At 43.8% G+C, this 16,161-nt stretch carries 14 protein-coding genes; 6 read left to right on the plus strand and 8 right to left on the minus strand.

Annotation, left to right across the window (positions count from 1 at the left end; genetic code table 11):
- Window positions 1–3: 3 nt before the first annotated feature.
- The 3 genes from ACQKCG_RS08195 to ACQKCG_RS08205 form a co-directional block, all read right to left on the minus strand.
- Window positions 4–960: a homocysteine S-methyltransferase family protein gene (locus ACQKCG_RS08195; RefSeq protein WP_427550800.1), complete on the minus strand. Its 957-nt coding sequence runs from the start codon at window positions 958–960 to the stop codon at window positions 4–6.
- A 422-nt stretch (window positions 961–1,382) separates the two neighbouring features.
- A complete protein-coding gene (locus ACQKCG_RS08200) occupies window positions 1,383–2,510 on the minus strand; it encodes a zinc-binding dehydrogenase (RefSeq protein ID WP_404693810.1) in 1,128 nt (375 codons plus the stop codon).
- A 127-nt stretch (window positions 2,511–2,637) separates the two neighbouring features.
- Window positions 2,638–3,315 carry a glutathione S-transferase family protein gene (locus ACQKCG_RS08205; protein ID WP_404693809.1) on the minus strand — a complete coding sequence of 226 codons (678 nt, stop codon included), beginning with the start codon at window positions 3,313–3,315 and terminating at the stop codon, window positions 2,638–2,640.
- A gap of 184 nt (window positions 3,316–3,499) precedes the next feature.
- Here ACQKCG_RS08205 and ACQKCG_RS08210 point away from each other — a divergent pair, with 184 nt between their 5' ends.
- The 3 genes from ACQKCG_RS08210 (at window position 3,500) to ACQKCG_RS08220 (ending at window position 5,740) form a co-directional block, all read left to right on the plus strand.
- Window positions 3,500–4,411 (plus strand): LysR family transcriptional regulator, encoded by a 912-nt coding sequence (locus tag ACQKCG_RS08210; RefSeq protein ID WP_427550788.1) that lies wholly within the window; start codon window positions 3,500–3,502, stop codon window positions 4,409–4,411.
- Between the two features lie 315 nt (window positions 4,412–4,726).
- Window positions 4,727–5,035, plus strand: coding sequence for a DUF1272 domain-containing protein (locus ACQKCG_RS08215; RefSeq protein ID WP_404693807.1), 309 nt, complete (start codon window positions 4,727–4,729; stop codon window positions 5,033–5,035).
- A gap of 123 nt (window positions 5,036–5,158) precedes the next feature.
- Complete coding sequence (locus ACQKCG_RS08220) at window positions 5,159–5,740, plus strand: hypothetical protein (protein WP_404693806.1); 582 nt, start codon at window positions 5,159–5,161, stop codon at window positions 5,738–5,740.
- A 221-nt stretch (window positions 5,741–5,961) separates the two neighbouring features.
- Here ACQKCG_RS08220 and cueR read toward each other — a convergent pair whose 3' ends face one another.
- Together cueR and ACQKCG_RS08230 are read right to left on the minus strand one after the other, a co-directional pair.
- Entirely contained in the window at window positions 5,962–6,354 is a 393-nt protein-coding gene (gene cueR, locus ACQKCG_RS08225; RefSeq protein WP_101204531.1) for a Cu(I)-responsive transcriptional regulator, read from the minus strand.
- Between the two features lie 106 nt (window positions 6,355–6,460).
- Window positions 6,461–8,923 carry a heavy metal translocating P-type ATPase gene (locus ACQKCG_RS08230; RefSeq protein WP_427550790.1) on the minus strand — a complete coding sequence of 821 codons (2,463 nt, stop codon included), beginning with the start codon at window positions 8,921–8,923 and terminating at the stop codon, window positions 6,461–6,463.
- Window positions 8,924–9,359: 436 nt separating this feature from the next.
- Between ACQKCG_RS08230 and ACQKCG_RS08235 the strand changes: the two genes are divergently transcribed.
- Window positions 9,360–10,073 (plus strand): DarT1-associated NADAR antitoxin family protein, encoded by a 714-nt coding sequence (locus tag ACQKCG_RS08235; protein WP_101204533.1) that lies wholly within the window; start codon window positions 9,360–9,362, stop codon window positions 10,071–10,073.
- Between the two features lie 87 nt (window positions 10,074–10,160).
- On the opposite strand, the gene ACQKCG_RS08240 is transcribed toward ACQKCG_RS08235, so the two are convergent.
- On the minus strand, window positions 10,161–11,069 hold the full coding sequence (locus ACQKCG_RS08240; RefSeq protein WP_101204534.1) for a LysR family transcriptional regulator: 909 nt from the start codon (window positions 11,067–11,069) through the stop codon (window positions 10,161–10,163).
- A gap of 161 nt (window positions 11,070–11,230) precedes the next feature.
- Between ACQKCG_RS08240 and ACQKCG_RS08245 the strand changes: the two genes are divergently transcribed.
- Both ACQKCG_RS08245 and ACQKCG_RS08250 read left to right on the plus strand, forming a co-directional pair.
- Window positions 11,231–11,677, plus strand: a complete 447-nt coding sequence (locus tag ACQKCG_RS08245) for a DoxX family protein (RefSeq protein ID WP_101204535.1) — start codon at window positions 11,231–11,233, stop codon at window positions 11,675–11,677.
- 88 nt (window positions 11,678–11,765) lie between these two features.
- Window positions 11,766–12,593, plus strand: a complete 828-nt coding sequence (locus tag ACQKCG_RS08250) for a DODA-type extradiol aromatic ring-opening family dioxygenase (protein ID WP_101204536.1) — start codon at window positions 11,766–11,768, stop codon at window positions 12,591–12,593.
- A gap of 139 nt (window positions 12,594–12,732) precedes the next feature.
- Here the strand turns inward: ACQKCG_RS08250 and nirD are convergent, their stop codons facing one another.
- Both nirD and nirB read right to left on the minus strand, forming a co-directional pair.
- Window positions 12,733–13,083 carry a nitrite reductase small subunit NirD gene (nirD, locus tag ACQKCG_RS08255; protein WP_101204537.1) on the minus strand — a complete coding sequence of 117 codons (351 nt, stop codon included), beginning with the start codon at window positions 13,081–13,083 and terminating at the stop codon, window positions 12,733–12,735.
- 179 nt (window positions 13,084–13,262) lie between these two features.
- Window positions 13,263–15,863 (minus strand): nitrite reductase large subunit NirB, encoded by a 2,601-nt coding sequence (gene nirB, locus ACQKCG_RS08260; protein WP_102094136.1) that lies wholly within the window; start codon window positions 15,861–15,863, stop codon window positions 13,263–13,265.
- Window positions 15,864–16,161 lie beyond the last annotated feature (298 nt).

Consider the following 16,161-nt stretch of genomic DNA (forward strand, 5'->3'; position numbering starts at 1 on the left):
TCTCTATTTTGTTGAGGTGCCTGTCGTCAAAGTATCTGTTGTTAAAGTACCTGTTGTCAAAGTGCTTGTGAAATGCTGGCTCAATTCTTGAATGTGTTCAGGGCCAATACCGCAGCAACCGCCAATCAGTGATGCGCCTTGGGTTTGCCATTTTTTTGCCCAGACCAAGTATGCAGGCGGGGTTAGGTCATCGCGCACTTCATCGAGGCCATCATTCGCTGTAGCGTCTTTTGGCTGTGGTGGAAAGGCGTTGGCATATGCACCAAGTTTGATGTGCGCGGCATCCTTGTCTTGCAACACGCTTTGCGCTACATCAAGCGCTTGTTCAATCACTTCTGGCTGACAGCAGTTAAATAAGATCGCTTCTACATTGATATCCGCCATTTTGGTAACGGCTTCTTCTACCGTCTCACCTGAGCGTAGGCGGGGTACATCGAGATCCTCGCTGTCTTCTAGGGTGAATGAAACCCATAATGGCTTATTGTCAGTATCGAGCGTGTCCAGTAGCTCGCGAACAGCGACAGATTCAGCGATTAAGCTTTGGGTTTCTGCCAGCCAAAAATCCACATATTCGCTCAAACCTTTGATAAGTGGCGTGGCGATATCTTCCACGTGATCCGCGTCAAACAAGTCGGCACGATATGAGCCAAATAGCGGCGGGATTGAACCTGCAATCTTAGTGTCGCGGCCTTCCATCTCGACCGCAGCGCGCGCCATCTCGCCTGCTGAGGTAGCCAATGCTTGCGCTTGATTGGCAAAACGCGCTTCGCCAATATGAAAGGGTACGAGCGCATAGCTGTTGGTGGTGATGACCGCTGCACCGCTTTGGATAAAAGCGCGATGCACGTCACGGACGATCTCAGGCGCTTCTATCATTGCTAGCGCCGACCACTCAGGCTGACGAAATGGTGCGCCACGCTTGGCTAGCTCTCGACCCAAGCCGCCGTCAATAATTGTGATTGCGTCAATTGACATAATAAGTCCCTCTTTATAGTGAATAGGTACATCTACTAAGACTCTATAGTCAATTCTCTATAAAAGAGTGACAGCGTTAACCTCACTTGAAGTATCACAGTTACATCTGCGCTCGGTTGCCTTGTCTCTCTTTCAAACTGAATCAGCTATATTTTGAGAAATAGCGTTATTTAAAGGGACGAAATACTAGGCGTAATAAGGAGTAGATGCAACCAAAAGTTTAGTAATAATGTTAATTGATTACTTTTGGCATCTGATTGCCTGATTTCGGTGTCGTCAGGGCAAGATTTTCTCGTTGAGGTCTATATAAATTGTGAGTAAATGCGAAGTGGCGATGACTTTTAGTTAGACATAAAAAAGCAGACATCATAGATATCTGCTTTTTTTAACTGTTCTTTAATTTGCAATTAGACTTGAGGCTTTATCAAGTATTTCTCACCAGTCGCCTGTTTGCCATAAGCGGCGATTGATTTTAACTGTAGCGCTTCCTCTAGGGTCACTTCATGCGTATAGCTGCTCGCAAAGGTGGTGGTGATTTCTTCTGCCACGCGTTTGCGCATGGACTGAACCGTTTCACTACCAAGTTTGCCAAGTGCATTGAACAATAAGAATCCATTCACACCCCACGCAAAACCAAAGTTACGGTTTAAGGTGATCGGACCACGGTCTAAGGCGCCATAAATATAAGCTTGTTTAAAGGTATTTGAGCCATAGACGCTGTATTCTTCTACGTCACGAGTAATAGCTGCTTCCATACAGTTTAGAATATCGCTGGTGAGCTTACCGCCACCGATAGGGTCAAACGAAATCGTAGCGCCTGTTTCAGTAATCGCGGTGGTCAAATCAGCAAGGAATGTCTCGCTGCTTGAGTTCACCACATATTTTGCGCCCATATCGCGCAATAGCTCTTCTTGCGAGTCTTTACGGACGATATTCACCAAATCAACGCCGTCTGCCATACAGATACGGTTTAGCATTTGGCCAAGGCTCGAAGCGGCTGCTGCATGTACGATGGCTTTGTGGCCTTCAGCGCGCATGGTTTCGACCATTGCCAGTGAGGTGAGCGGGTTTACAAAAGACGATGCGGCCTCGGTAGCTGTCGTGCCGTCTTGCATTTCTATGCAGCTTCTTACATTGACACAGTGGTATTGACGATATGTACCGCCACCAATCACCGCAACCATTTTGCCCATGAGTGATTGTGCGGCTTCTGATGAGCCTGCTGCGACGACTGTACCAGCGCCTTCATTGCCGACAGGCGTGTCTTTATTTACCCGCGTTTTGAGTGATGGCATGAATTTCGCAGGCACATCAGCAGTAATGATCGGGCTGTCATCAGTGCCTGATTGTACAGCGGTTGACATATCAGCGGCGCTGAACATCACACCAAAGTCAGAGGGGTTCAATGGCATGGCTTCCATGCGAACGACAACTTCGTCAGCACCGGGTTGCGGCATCTCGATGTCTTTTAAAGACAGGGTTAATTTGTTGTCATCACTGATGGTTGAAACCAGTTGTTTATTTTTATCGGTCATAAGGTTTGCTCCTGCAAATAGTTGGATTTTTAGACCAATCCCTTTACGGCATTGGTCGTTCTTTAGGTTATTGAGCTTTAGTAGTTTTCTTAACATGGCTCATTTTTAGTGGCCACACTGTCATATGTTATTTAGCGTTTGCGGCTTGGATTAGAGCTTTAACGTGTTGCATAAACTCAGGCATGTTTGCTTGACTGTCTGCCTGAACGCTTTTTGCAATGTCGGTTTCACTCATGGCTTTGTTCCATTCTTTCATGCCGTCCACTTCTGCCAGTACATCCCACTCAAGCTGAGTCGCGCCAAAAGCGTTGACAATAGTGTTGACGTGATGCACATAGATGTCAGCCATGGTGAATTGCTCGCCTGCAATCCAAGGCGAAAATTTACATAAGCGATTCATGGCAATAATACCGCGGCCCAATACTTGACGGACTTCCTCTTTGATTGCGTTAGGTGCTTGAGTACCAGAAAACACATATGGAATCAGACGACGGCTTGGTAGCTCAAAATACAGCTCTGCTATTTTCATAATCTGACGTACAGTCGCGCGTTCTGCTGCATCGGTAGGATATAGTGGCTTTTCAGGATAGGTTTCTTCCAAAAAGTCACAAATCACGTTAGATTCCGACAGATTAAAACCGTCAGGCATGGTGATCGCAGGTACTTTACCCACTGGACTAACGGTTAGTAGATCATCACTACCAGCGTACAAAAGGTTCTCTTGAAATGGAACGCCCTTATATAAAAGAGCGTGTTTTACTATGTTGTAATAGTTGCTTGCAGCAAAGCCGTGCAAAGTAATCATAAGTCATTCTTCCATTGTTGACGTAAAAGTTATTTTTAATCGTGTTTTCATTGCAACGTTTAAGTTAAACACATTATTACTGGTTTTAATGTGGTTATATATAAGGAATAACGTGAATCACTATTGCTTTTAAGACAATAATAAGGCGAGAATACTCAAATATTCACCTAAATGGAGAGGTCAGTTGGATCAATTACGTGCCATCAAGTACTTCAGCAAAGTCGTAGAAACGGGCAGTTTTACTAAGGCCGCAAATGCATTCAAAGTACCGCCATCCTCACTATCGAGACGGGTATCTGATTTAGAAAAGAGCTTGGGCGCGACACTGTTAAAGCGCTCGACTCGAATCGTTAAATTGACCGAAGTAGGGCAGGTCTATTACGACGATATGCAGCAAGTACTAGATCAGCTCGAGCAAAGCAAAGAAACAGTACGCAGTTATCAAACGACGCCAATGGGGCGGTTACGCATCAGCTCTATGGTGGGTTTCGGTGAAAAAATACTGCTACCACTGTTGGATGAGTTTGGTGAGTTGTATCCAGAGATTGTGCTAGATGTCAGTCTCAGTGATGAGCTATCAGCATTAGGACGTGACGATGTCGATATTGCGATTCGCGGTGGCTATGCGCCAAATGAGCGAGTGCTTGCCATTAGGCTAATGGACAATGGGTTTATTCCGGTTGCATCGCCCAGTTATTTAGAGATGCATGGTGCACCTAATCATGTAATGGCGTTAAAAGAACATAAAGGTCTGTATTTCAAAGCGCCAAACGGGCCAACGCCTTGGCTCTGCTATGTGGACGATCAGTGGCATGATGTCTCAGGACCTGCAGTGGCAATTTCAAACAATGGACCATGGCTAGCAAAAAAGGCTTGTGATGGTGAAGGGGTTTTGATGTCCACTCGATGGGCACTATCCTCATATCTTGAGTCAGGCGCATTGCAAGAGATTAAATTTGAGCATCCATTAGCAATCACGCAGCACGCTGATATGGCCGTATATCTGCTGTATCAAAAGCAGCGCTATCTAGTGCCTAAGGTAAAAGCCGCCGTCGATTTCTTGGTTGAGAGGATAAAAGTAGGAAGTATAAAATAATAGCCTAAGCAGAAATTTTATAATTAATTCGTACTAGTTAGATTTTCTGCTAGTCTAATCCGCATAGGCGTGGGCTAAGATTCTCGAAATACTATACGTACGTGATAGTAAAGAGTCGAATAATGGGCTAGCAAGAAAGTTGAGATCTCCTGATAATAAGCGTAGTGGATTATCTGAAGACTTACGACCAGTTTTGCCATTAATCATTAATTGGTAGGCATCAAAATATAACAAGTAGCTGCTATGGGCTGCCACACGACTTACGCTCTGTAGCCCAAGAAACAAGCCCTAGGTGAATTAAAATGGAGTTGATATATGCTAGAAATTAGACCTAATTGTGAATGTTGTGATAAAGACTTAATACCAGATTCTACCGAAGCAATGATTTGCACATACGAATGCACTTTTTGCGTTACATGTGTAAATGAAATACTAGAAAATGTATGCCCAAATTGTGGCGGTGGTTTTGTTCCTCGACCTATTCGACCTAAAATGGCTAGACGTATAGGTTTAAGTATCAACCATCAGCCTCCTTCAATTGAAAGAGTACATACCAAATATAGCATTGAAGAACTCAAAGAGTTCTCAGCAAAAGTTAAACACACAAAACCTGAAGATCGATGATTAATACATTCATATAACAAGCAGTTTAAACGGAAATAAAAAGGTTGGTTCGGCTTCGCTCAAAATGCTAACACATGTTTTTTGCAGTTTAACCCGGCGTTATGTTTCTAGGAGTTCTCTTTCATGGATTTGCGACCTACATCACAAGAAGAAGTTTTTTTAAGACTTGCTTACAATAGGTTTTATGATCTTGCCGATGAAATAATTGAAGACTCATTTTGGGAACAAGAAGACTGGTATCGTTTTAGCAAAGTGATTAACCTATTTTCAGTTTATGCAGAGTTACTAGCTTATGAGCCCTTTAAGTATGTTCTTGAGGCAATTAAGAAACAAAGACCTCCAATGGAATCTGAAATTGGTGGCCCATTGTTTAAATTTATTAGAAATACTTTTGCTCACTTTCCCTTGTTTGAGAGTTGGAATGAGGTTTGGTTAACAAAAGGCTTAGTAAATTGGCAGAAAGAAGGGTTAACCATTGATCGCTTTCTCCAAAAGTACGCTGGTCATACCGAAATAAAGTATAGATTCTGGGAAGCTGAGAAGAAAAAAATGACATATATAAGTATCAATTTTCCAGAACAATATGATGATAAAAAAATATATTTAAGCGAGATTCTTTCCGAAAAAGATGGCGTAAAGTTCTCGCTTATAATGATGCGGAATATATTAAACACACAAGTAGAGTCTATTAAAAACGGGATATAACAAGCATTTGAAGCGGAACTGCTAACAGTTTTCTCGGTTCTGATTCACTACACATTTGAGCCAGATAATACTCACAACTTATGACTGTGTTACCACCGACCACTATGGGCACTAAGCTGACTGTCAATACTTGAACAGTATGCATACTCACTTCTCTTTTAATGATGTGAAAAAACAACATAACCGAGAATGTCTTCGTAGAGAAGTGCTCGTTAAAAGCTCTATTTGGCTTGCCCAAGATCATCCAGAATAGCGCAGTCTGCATTGTCATCGCCTGCACAATGATCAAAAGAGTTCTGTAGCGAATTGACCATCTCCTGCAATTGGGCAATTTTTTGATTCAGCGTTTCGATATGCTCTTGTGTCAGTTGCTTAACATCTGCACTCTGACGGTTGGCATTTTTGCGCAGATATAGTAGTTCTTTCATTTGCTTGGATGAGAATCCTAAGTCACGAGAATGTCTTAAAAAGCATAAATCGTCTATATCGTCTTTAGAATATAAGCGATAACCTGAGTTCGAGCGATTTACGGTTTCTAGCAAGCCAATCTGCTCATAGTAACGAATCATTTTGGTAGAGATGCCGGATTTTTTGGATGCTTGACCAATATTCATATTTCTCCTCCTAACCTAGAAAGGGTTTAAGCATTAATGTTTAAACCCTATATGGATATTCTTTACGATTCTACATTCACTCTGTAGCGGTTTAGTAGTTCGCTGACTATACTTTAAAGTACTTGAGGCGTAACGCATTACCCAATACGAAAACAGAAGACAGTGCCATGGCGCCTGCCGCAAAAATGGGTGAGAGCAGGATACCAAAGGCGGGATACAAGACACCTGCGGCAATCGGGATCAAAGCAACATTATAAATAAACGCCCAAGCCAGATTTTGTCTGATATTACTGATGGTGGCTTTACTCAAGGCAATCGCGGTAGGCACGCCTTGCAGACTACCTGACATTAGCACCACTTCAGCCGCCTCAATCGCTACGTCTGTGCCTGTACCAATGGCTAACCCAACATCGGATTGAGCCAATGCAGGGGCATCGTTAATACCGTCACCAACAAATGCCACTCGGCCATATTGCTCTTGCAACTGGCGTATCGCATCCACTTTGCCTTCGGGTAACACTTCTGCCACTACCTGATCGATATTTAATTTTGCGGCAATCGCTTGGGCTGTATGGCGATTATCGCCTGTAATCATGGCCACTTTTAGGCCTAACTGATGTAGTGCGGCGATGGCGGCATGAGTCGTCTCTTTAATGGGATCTGCAACGGCGATGATAGCGGCCAATTGCTGATCAATCGATACATAGAGCGGGGTTTTACCTTCTTGCCCCAAACGTAGCGCATCTTGTGCAAAAGGCGCAACATCAAGCCCCAATTGTTGCATATAACGATCCGCCCCAATGTGAATCACTTGGCCTGCCACGTTTGCTTGAATACCCAAACCTGTCATCGCCTCAAAGTCAGTAATAGGTAGCAGTTGAATATTCTGTTGTTCTGCGGCTTGAACAATGGCTAAGGCAATGGGATGCTCAGACTTTGCTTCAACCGATGCCACCACGCGTAGGACTTGTTCTTTCTCAAACCCTTGTTGAACTTGGAAATCCGTTAACGTAGGTTTGCCTTCGGTCAATGTGCCAGTTTTATCAACGGCAACCACGCTTACATCCTGAAGCATTTGTAGCGCTTCACCTTTACGGAATAGCACACCTAACTCTGCACCGCGACCTGTACCGACCATAATAGAGGTGGGAGTGGCCAATCCCATTGCACAAGGGCAGGCTACAATGAGGACGGCAACCGCATTGATTAAACCAAAGGTTAAGGCAGGGTCAGGGCCAAAAATCAACCAAACTATGAAGGTTAATGCTGATAAAAACATCACCGCTGGTACAAACCACATGGTGACTTTATCCACCAATGCTTGAATCGGTAATTTAGAGCCTTGGGCTTGTTCTACCATACGAATGATTTGTGCCAACACAGAATCTTCACCAATGGCCGTTGCCCGAATATTCACGGTACCGTTTTGATTGATAGTACCGCCGATCACTTGATCACCGGCTTGTTTTTTCACCGGGACAGGTTCACCCGTAATCATCGATTCGTCAATATAACTGTGACCGTCAACGACTTCGCCATCGATAGGCACACGCTCACCTGGACGAATCTCAACTATCATTTGTGCAGTGACGTCTTCTACAGGGACTTCAATGACTTTGCCATCTTGCTGTATACGGGCCGTCTTTGCCTGCATGCCCATTAAATGCTGAATGGCCCCAGAAGTACGACCTTTAGCCTTTGCTTCAAAATAACGACCTAATAATATCAAGCTCACAATCATGGCAGCGGCTTCGTAATAGACGTGCACCGTGCCCTCAGGTAGCGCTTGCGGGATAAAGGTCGCTATGAGGGAAAAGCCATACGCTGCGATCGTACCAATCGCCACTAGCGAATTCATATCTGGCGCAAAACGCAATAAGGCTGGCACGCCTTTTTGATAAAAGCGTCGGCCTGGAAAGAGTAGTACCAATGTGGTCAAAACAAACTGTATCAACCAACTTTGCTGAGTGCCGAGGTTATTCACTACCCACATATGAAAGGCTGGAATCATATGCGAGCCCATTGCGAGAATGAATACGGGTAGTGACAACAGCGCAGAAAGCCCTAAATCTCGTTTAAGCTGATTTTGCTCCGAGGCTTTCTTATCTTGTCGATTACTTTGGTCTTGTTCTACCAGTTTGGCCTCGTAGCCCGCTTTTTTAACGGCCTCAATTAAGTCGCTCGTTTGTATTTGAGCATCGCCTTTAATCCAAGCGCGTTCAGTCGCAAGGTTTACAGTAGCTTGTTGCACGCCAGCGACTTTGGCCAAGGATTTTTCTACTCGTCCAACGCAAGAGGCACAGCTCATGCCTTCTATAGATAGCTCGATAGGCTTGGTTTCAGTCACCTTATAACCTGCGCGCTCTACCGCTTTGTTTAACTGGGCTACATCTAAAGGCTGAGATGAGTAAACAGTCGCCTGTTCAGTGGCAAGGTTTACCTCGGCATTTTCAACATGCTCAATATTTTTTAATTGTTTTTCGATACGCCCAACACAAGACGCGCAACTCATGCCTTCAATGCTCAGTATTTCTTGATAAATAGGGGCTTTAGTATTTTTTGTTTTCATAACAACCTCTGTCGTTTTTAACTATATTTTTAATCTTATTTTCAAATCTATAGTGACAGCATATAGGTTGACATCATGGTAAGGTCAAGCAGATTTCTTTAAATACTTTTAAACCCGTTTATAGTAGCGTCTTATATTTATCGTTGAATACAAAATAGCTCGATTATGGTTTATTGTTGAAGGTATGGCGGCATTAATTCTAAAATAGGGCAGGATAAATGACTGATAATAAGATAAACTGCCCAGCGAGCGCTGATAGGGTTCGATAACTCTCGATAGCTCTAGATCAATTCACTGTATTTGACTGCTAGCGAAGAAAATACCAATAATAAGAAATGCTGCTAGCAATGACAGAGTACAACGTCAATAGCAGGTGATATCAGCACCGTTAACATAAAACATTTATACAAGACCATTGATATTAAGGCACATCACTATGGAAGAAGTACCAAATACGATAGAACAAAGACCTGTATTCATGCCCAAAGTCAACAGTGACAATTTGGTAAAAACGGATATGGTTATGTTTGAGCGGCATGTGGGATTTGCGACCAGACAAAAGAAAAAATCCATCAATGACTTACAACAAGTCATTCGTAAAAAGTATGGGTTTAAGCATGTGTTAGAGCTGTCTAGCAAATCTGGTAATAAGCTGAGTTTTCCATTAAGCCCGTTTAGCTTAAAAATTACTGATGAGCATGATGACAATCCATATAGTGTCGAAAATGCTTTTCAAGCCAGTATGGTTTTTGAAGATGGTGGTCCTTACACGGATTTGCTGACTGCGCCGCCAAGACAAGCCCGAAAGGATGAGCGATTGATGACTTCGGGCGAGCTCATTGGCTACAATTACTTTGGAATGGAATGGGGCGTAGAGCCCTTAACGACATTTTATGATTGGCTGTACGTGAATGCGCTCAAGCAAAATCCTCAGCTGCATGAAGAAGTGATTCAATATCAGGGCTTCACTGATATTACCTTTAATCCTAAAAAATCTATTCATAGCGCGGCGTATGCGTTAGCGTTATTTGTGGCGCTGCATAAACGAGAATTGCTCGATAATGTTGAAGACCCAATGGCATTCTATGACTTATGCAATAATTTTAAAATCAGCAATACTGAGCACCTATTAGAAGAAGGTTGGATCTAATCGTCAAATTAGATCGCTTAAGTTTGCTTGAACCGAAAGCTACGATACATAATGTGTCGTGGCTTTTTTATTTCTCTATATTTAGAGCTATATATTCTCATCCCAATACGGCGGCGTGCCATAGTAGTTGGTCATAAAGTCGATAAAGCATCTGACTTTGTGAGGTAGTAGTTTTCTATGGGCATAGACTGCATACAACCCCAAAGGGCTAGGTTCATATTCTGGCAACACTACAACCAACTTACCAGTACTTAATGCTTCGCTAGCAATAAAAGTTGGCTGTAATATCAATCCTCCGCCTGCAATAGCTGCTTCAACGAGTACGTCACCATTATTACTATGGAAAACGCTACGTTCTTTGAATTGTTTGGTCTTTAGGTATTTGTAGATTTGACCCTTAGTTTCTACATTCATATAGCTATAATGCAAATAGCGATGCGACTCTAAATCCTCAAGTTGCTTAGGGGTGCCATGAGCTTTGAGGTACTCAGGCGAGGCGCATAGCACCACGCGAATCGGAGCAATCTGCTTGGCGATAAGCGATGAGCTTTGGAGCTGTCCGATACGCAGGGCAATATCAAACCCTTCTTCAACGATATCTACTTTTCGATCACTCAACTGCAGATCAACGGTAACTGACGGATAGCGCTCCTGAAAATCAGTGATGAGTTTTGCCATATGCTTTAAGGCAAAGGAGACGGGCGCACTGATGCGCAGGACGCCTTTGGGATGCTGCTGTAAGCCGCCTAACTGCGATGCCATCTCATCAATACTCAATAAAATCTGCTGCGCGTGTGTAAAGTATTGACTGCCAGCTTCTGTCAGGCTGACTTTGCGTGTAGTACGGTTGAGCAGGCGAGTATGTAGTTCCTCCTCTAGCTTTGCTACATACTTGCTTACTAGCTGCGGCGAGAGCTGCATCGTAATTGCCGCCTTACTAAAGCTGCCTTCTGTCACTACCGCGACAAAAGCACGCATGGCATCGATTCTATCCATATCTGTCCCTATAATTCTCTCGATATCAAATCCATTATAAACAGTATGTTGATAATTATTCAATATAACTGATCTTACTCTTTTATAGCGTTGATAGTAAAGTGTGCCTATATCATTTTCGACACTATTTATTCTAATCATACGTTATGGAGTGAGCATCAATGAAATCATCACTATTAAATACTATTTTGACATCAAAAGCTGGAGCAGCGGCCTTAGTTCTTCGTGTACCCGTTGGCCTAATTTTAGCAGCCCATGGCGCCCAAAAATTATTTGGTTGGTTCGGTGGTAACGGACTGGCAGGTACGGCTCAATGGTTAAGCAGTATGGGTATGGAGCCTGGCTACCTGATGGCAATACTCGCAGGCGGTGCTGAGTTCTTCGGTGGTCTGGCTATGGTATTAGGTTTGCTAACCAGACCGGCCGCTTTAGCCGCAGCTTTTACCATGTTGGTGGCTATTTTTTCTGTCCATATCAGTAATGGGCTGTTCGCTGATAATGGTGGTTATGAATACGCGCTAACATTGATGGTGGCTTCGCTTGCTCTAGCCATCCAAGGTGGCGGTTCCTTCAGTATGGATAAGGTATTGTCAGAAAAATTAGGATAGGTTTTATAGTTGTAAATAGCTTTATTCAATTTTCGTGAATAAAGCTGTTTAATTAGAGCCATTTAAGAAAAGCAACAAGGGGAAAGCCATGATAACACTTCTATCTAATGAGTCAGTTAGCCAGCCTGTATTGTTTATACCGCATGGTGCAGGGCCGTGCTTTTTCATGGATTGGCAACCAGCGGATACGTGGTATGAGATGGCAACGTTTTTAAAGAGCATTTCTGCTCGTTTGCCTGAGCGACCAAAGGCTATCTTAATCATTAGTGCACATTGGCAGACAGCTGAATTTAGTATCACCGCTAGTAAGCAACCTGATCTCATTTATGATTATTATGGCTTTCCTGAACATACTTACAGTTTGACTTATCCAGCCTCAGGCGCACCAGCATTGGCGGAGAAAGTCAGTAGTCTACTGACAGAGGCAGGGGTAAGCAATAAACAAGATGCGGAGCGTGGGTTTGATCACGGGGTATTTATACCGCTCAAGCTAATGTTCCCTGAGGCGGATATTCCAGTGGTCCAACTATCCCTGCGTCATGATTTAGACCCACAAGCGCATTTGGCTGCTGGTCAGGCATTGGCGTCATTGCGTACAGAGGGTGTGCTAATCATCGGTAGCGGCATGAGCTTTCATAATATGCGCGGTTATGGCGATACCAGTTTTACTGAACCGTCAGAGCGTTTTGATGAATGGCTAACGAACACTGTAGAATCAGCAGATTCGAATAAACGACTCACGGCCTTGGCTAATTGGAAAAATGCTCCTCATGCGCTTGACTCACATCCGTTAGGGGCAGAAGAGCATTTGTTACCGCTTATGATAGCGGTGGGTGCAGCAGGACGTGATAAAGGCCAAAAGACTTACTCCCAGCAAGTGCTAAAAACGCAATTGTCAGCTTTTCAGTTTGGGTAAGTATTTTGAAAATCATAGATCACGGTGTTTCAGCGTAATTGTCAAAAATAAAACATCCTTTGAATCTCAGAATCAAAGGATGTCTTAGATTAATACAGCAATTATTAATGGCATATCAAATTAGAGATAACGTCGCTTATTATTCGTAGTTTGCCACCACATTATTCCCATCAAGTTTGAATTTATAAGTATTGAGCACAATACTCTCATCATCTAAACACTGGCCAGTAGCTAGGTTAAAGCGTTGTTTATAGATGGGCGAGGCCACATAAAGCACTTCTTTTGCTGTTCCTGTATCATCTGTAATCGTGGTTCCACCAATCAACCCCCGTGACAGTACATTGGCTTGACTGAATGGATCGTAGTTATCAAGAGCAAATAAATCGTTCTCTTTGGTACGAAAGATAGCAATTTGTTTGCCATCTATCAGGGCGCAGACACCGGTTTCAGGAATGATATCGTCAAGTGTACAAATAGTCTGTTGGTTCATGAGGCGGTATCCTTAGTGATGATAATATTGCTCTGTATGAATGATAAATCGTGAGTGATAAGCTGCAATTTGCAAAACATGATTTGAGAAAAATGAGTCGTAAAACTTGAGTCTAAAAACATGAGTGGAAAAAACAGCACCTTGCTTGTTGTGATAACAAACAAGGCACTCATCATTGGCTAGGCCAATTCAACCAGGTTGATGGTTGCTTTTTCCGCATCAGTCGCTGGGCGAATCTGCTCACGATCAGTCACGAAAACGACATTATCATCGCCTTTCTCACTGTTTACAAAATGACGGAAACGTTTGAGTTTTTCGGTGTCATTAATCGTCGCTGCCCACTCACACACGTAATTGTCGACCAATAATTGCATTTGTGCTTCGAGCTCATCTGCTATGCCCAAACTGTCTTCGATAATGACGGCTTTTAGATAATCAAGCCCGCCATCTAAGCTTTCACGCCACTTTGAGGTGCGCTGTAGCTTGTCCGCTGTTTTGATATAGAACATAATGATGCGGTCGATGTATTTGACCATGGTTTCGGTATCCAGATCGGTGGCGAACAGCTCACCATGACGCGGGGTAATACCGCCATTACCACAGACAAATAAATTCCAGCCGTTTTCAGTCGCAATCATGCCAAAGTCTTTACTTTGCGCCTCAGCACATTCGCGCATACAGCCTGACACACCCATCTTGATTTTGTGCGGCGAGCGCACGCCTTTGTAACGATCTTCTAATCTCAAGGCGAGGCCAATGCTGTCATCGACGCCGTAGCGGCACCAGTTATTACCGATACAAGATTTCACGGTACGTAAAGATTTACCATAGGCATGGCCAGTCTCAAAGCCTGCTTGCACCAGTTGCGTCCAAATATCAGGCAATTGCTCCATGCGTGCGCCAAACAGATCGACCCGCATCCCACCAGTGATTTTAGTGTATAAATTAAACTGCTTCGCCACTTGACCCAGTACGATGAGCTTGTCTGCAGTAATTTCACCGCCCGGCACACGCGGTACGACGGAATAAGTGCCGTCTTTTTGGATGTTACCTAAGTAGTAATCGTTACTGTCCTGTAGTGGTGTCAGCTCAGTCTTGAGTACGTAGTCATTCCAGCACGATGCCAAAATAGAGGCGACCGTTGGTTTACATATCTCACAACCATGACCGCTACCATGTTCAGTTAGTAATTCATCAAAGGTTTTGATACCGTGCACGCGAATCAAGCTATATAAATCTTGACGAGAGTAAGCAAAGTGCTCACACAAGTCATTGTTTACTTCAAAGCCCATGGCGGTGAGTTGATAGCTGACCGTATCTTTGACCATAGGGGCACAGCCGCCACAGCCACTACCAGCACTGGTCATGGTTTTTACATCGCTGACGGAGTATGCGCCGTTTTCGACGGCTGAGCAGATAGCACCTTTGGTCACGTTATAACAAGAACAAATCGTGGCGGTATCTGGCAGATTGTCGATGCCCATCACGGGTTTTTCGACATTGGGTAATATCAGGCTTTCTGGGTGTGCGGGTAGGTCAATGTCATTTAAATATAATTGCAATAGGTTGTTATAGTCTTCGGTGTCGCCTACCAATACAGCGCCAAGCAATCGTTTGTTATCTGGTGTGGTGACCAGTTTTTTATAAATTCCCTCAGCAGGGTTCTGATACAGGTAGCTTAAGCTGCCTTCACTTGAGCCATGTGCGTCGCCAATACTACCTACATCCACACCCATCAGTTTTAACTTGGTGCTCATGTCAGCACCCGTAAATATCTGTTTGCTATCACCAGCGATTTGCGCGGCACAGATACTGGCCATGTTGTAACCGGGAGCTACCAGACCAAATACTTTATTGTCCCATACTGCGCATTCGCCTACGGCATAAACATGATCTACATTGGTGCGACATTGCTCATTGATCAAGATGCCACCACGCCCGCCCATTTCGATACCGCATTCGGGATTGTTTTTAATGAGACCGTCTTGCGGTCTAATACCAGCGCTAAACACAATCATATCGGTCGTTAGAGAGGTGCCATCTGTAAACTGCATGGTTAAATGTTGACCATCACTGCTAGTGTCATCAGAGTCGCGTGCAGTATTAGACAGAATCTCTTTGGTGTTTTTGCCTGTCAGTACTTTGACACCCAGTGCTTCTATTTTACGCTTTAAGATCTCACCACCAGCGGCATCAAGCTGAACGCCCATCAATTGCGGTGCGAACTCGACCACATAGGTATCAAGCCCTAGCGTCACGAGCGCTTTTGCGGCCTCAAGCCCCAGTAAGCCACCACCAACCACCACGCCTTTTTTGACAGTGGGTAGCTCAGCAATCGCTAGAATCTCATCTAAATCTGCAATGGTACGGTATACGTGGCAGTGCGGATGCTCGCGGCCTGGGATGGGCGGCACAAAAGGATATGAGCCCGTCGCTAGCACCAATTCAGAGTATTCAATAATCTCGCCTGCCTCAGTAGTAATACGCTGACTGGCAGAATCGATATCTACAATGCATTGATTCAAATGCAAATTAACTTTTGATAATTCGTAAGCCGTTAAATCTACTAGGTTCAGCTTACTGGCATCTTTATGTTCAAAGTAGCTCGACAAATAAACACGGTCATAAGCAGGGCGGTCTTCTTCAGCAAATACATGAATATCAAATTGCTGGTGCAGTCCTTGCTCAATTGCTCGTTCAATAAAGTGATGACCGACCATACCGTTGCCAATCACCACCAAATTGCCTTTGTTTTCTGTGTTCAATGCAGTGCTAATCATGCGTCTGTCCTTAGTAATGGGGCTGGTTGAATACGGACATCGTTTATTTTTTATCACGCTATAAACGGCTCCGTCTCTCAACAACAGCTGATAAACAGCATTTAATACCTACTATTACAGAGCATTCAATAATCATGCCAGAGCACTTCGATTAGCTAGGTTTTTGCGTGTTGCCATCAGACATAAAGGTATACCGTATCGGTTCGAGTCACTTATGTACAAAGGTTTTTACGTGAGTATAGTTAGCGCCACTATTTGCCAAAAATCAGGGTGAACACGATTGTTAACGACAGTGATA

The organism is Psychrobacter sp. NPDC078929, assembly GCF_050267985.1.
Lineage (GTDB): Bacteria > Pseudomonadota > Gammaproteobacteria > Pseudomonadales > Moraxellaceae > Psychrobacter.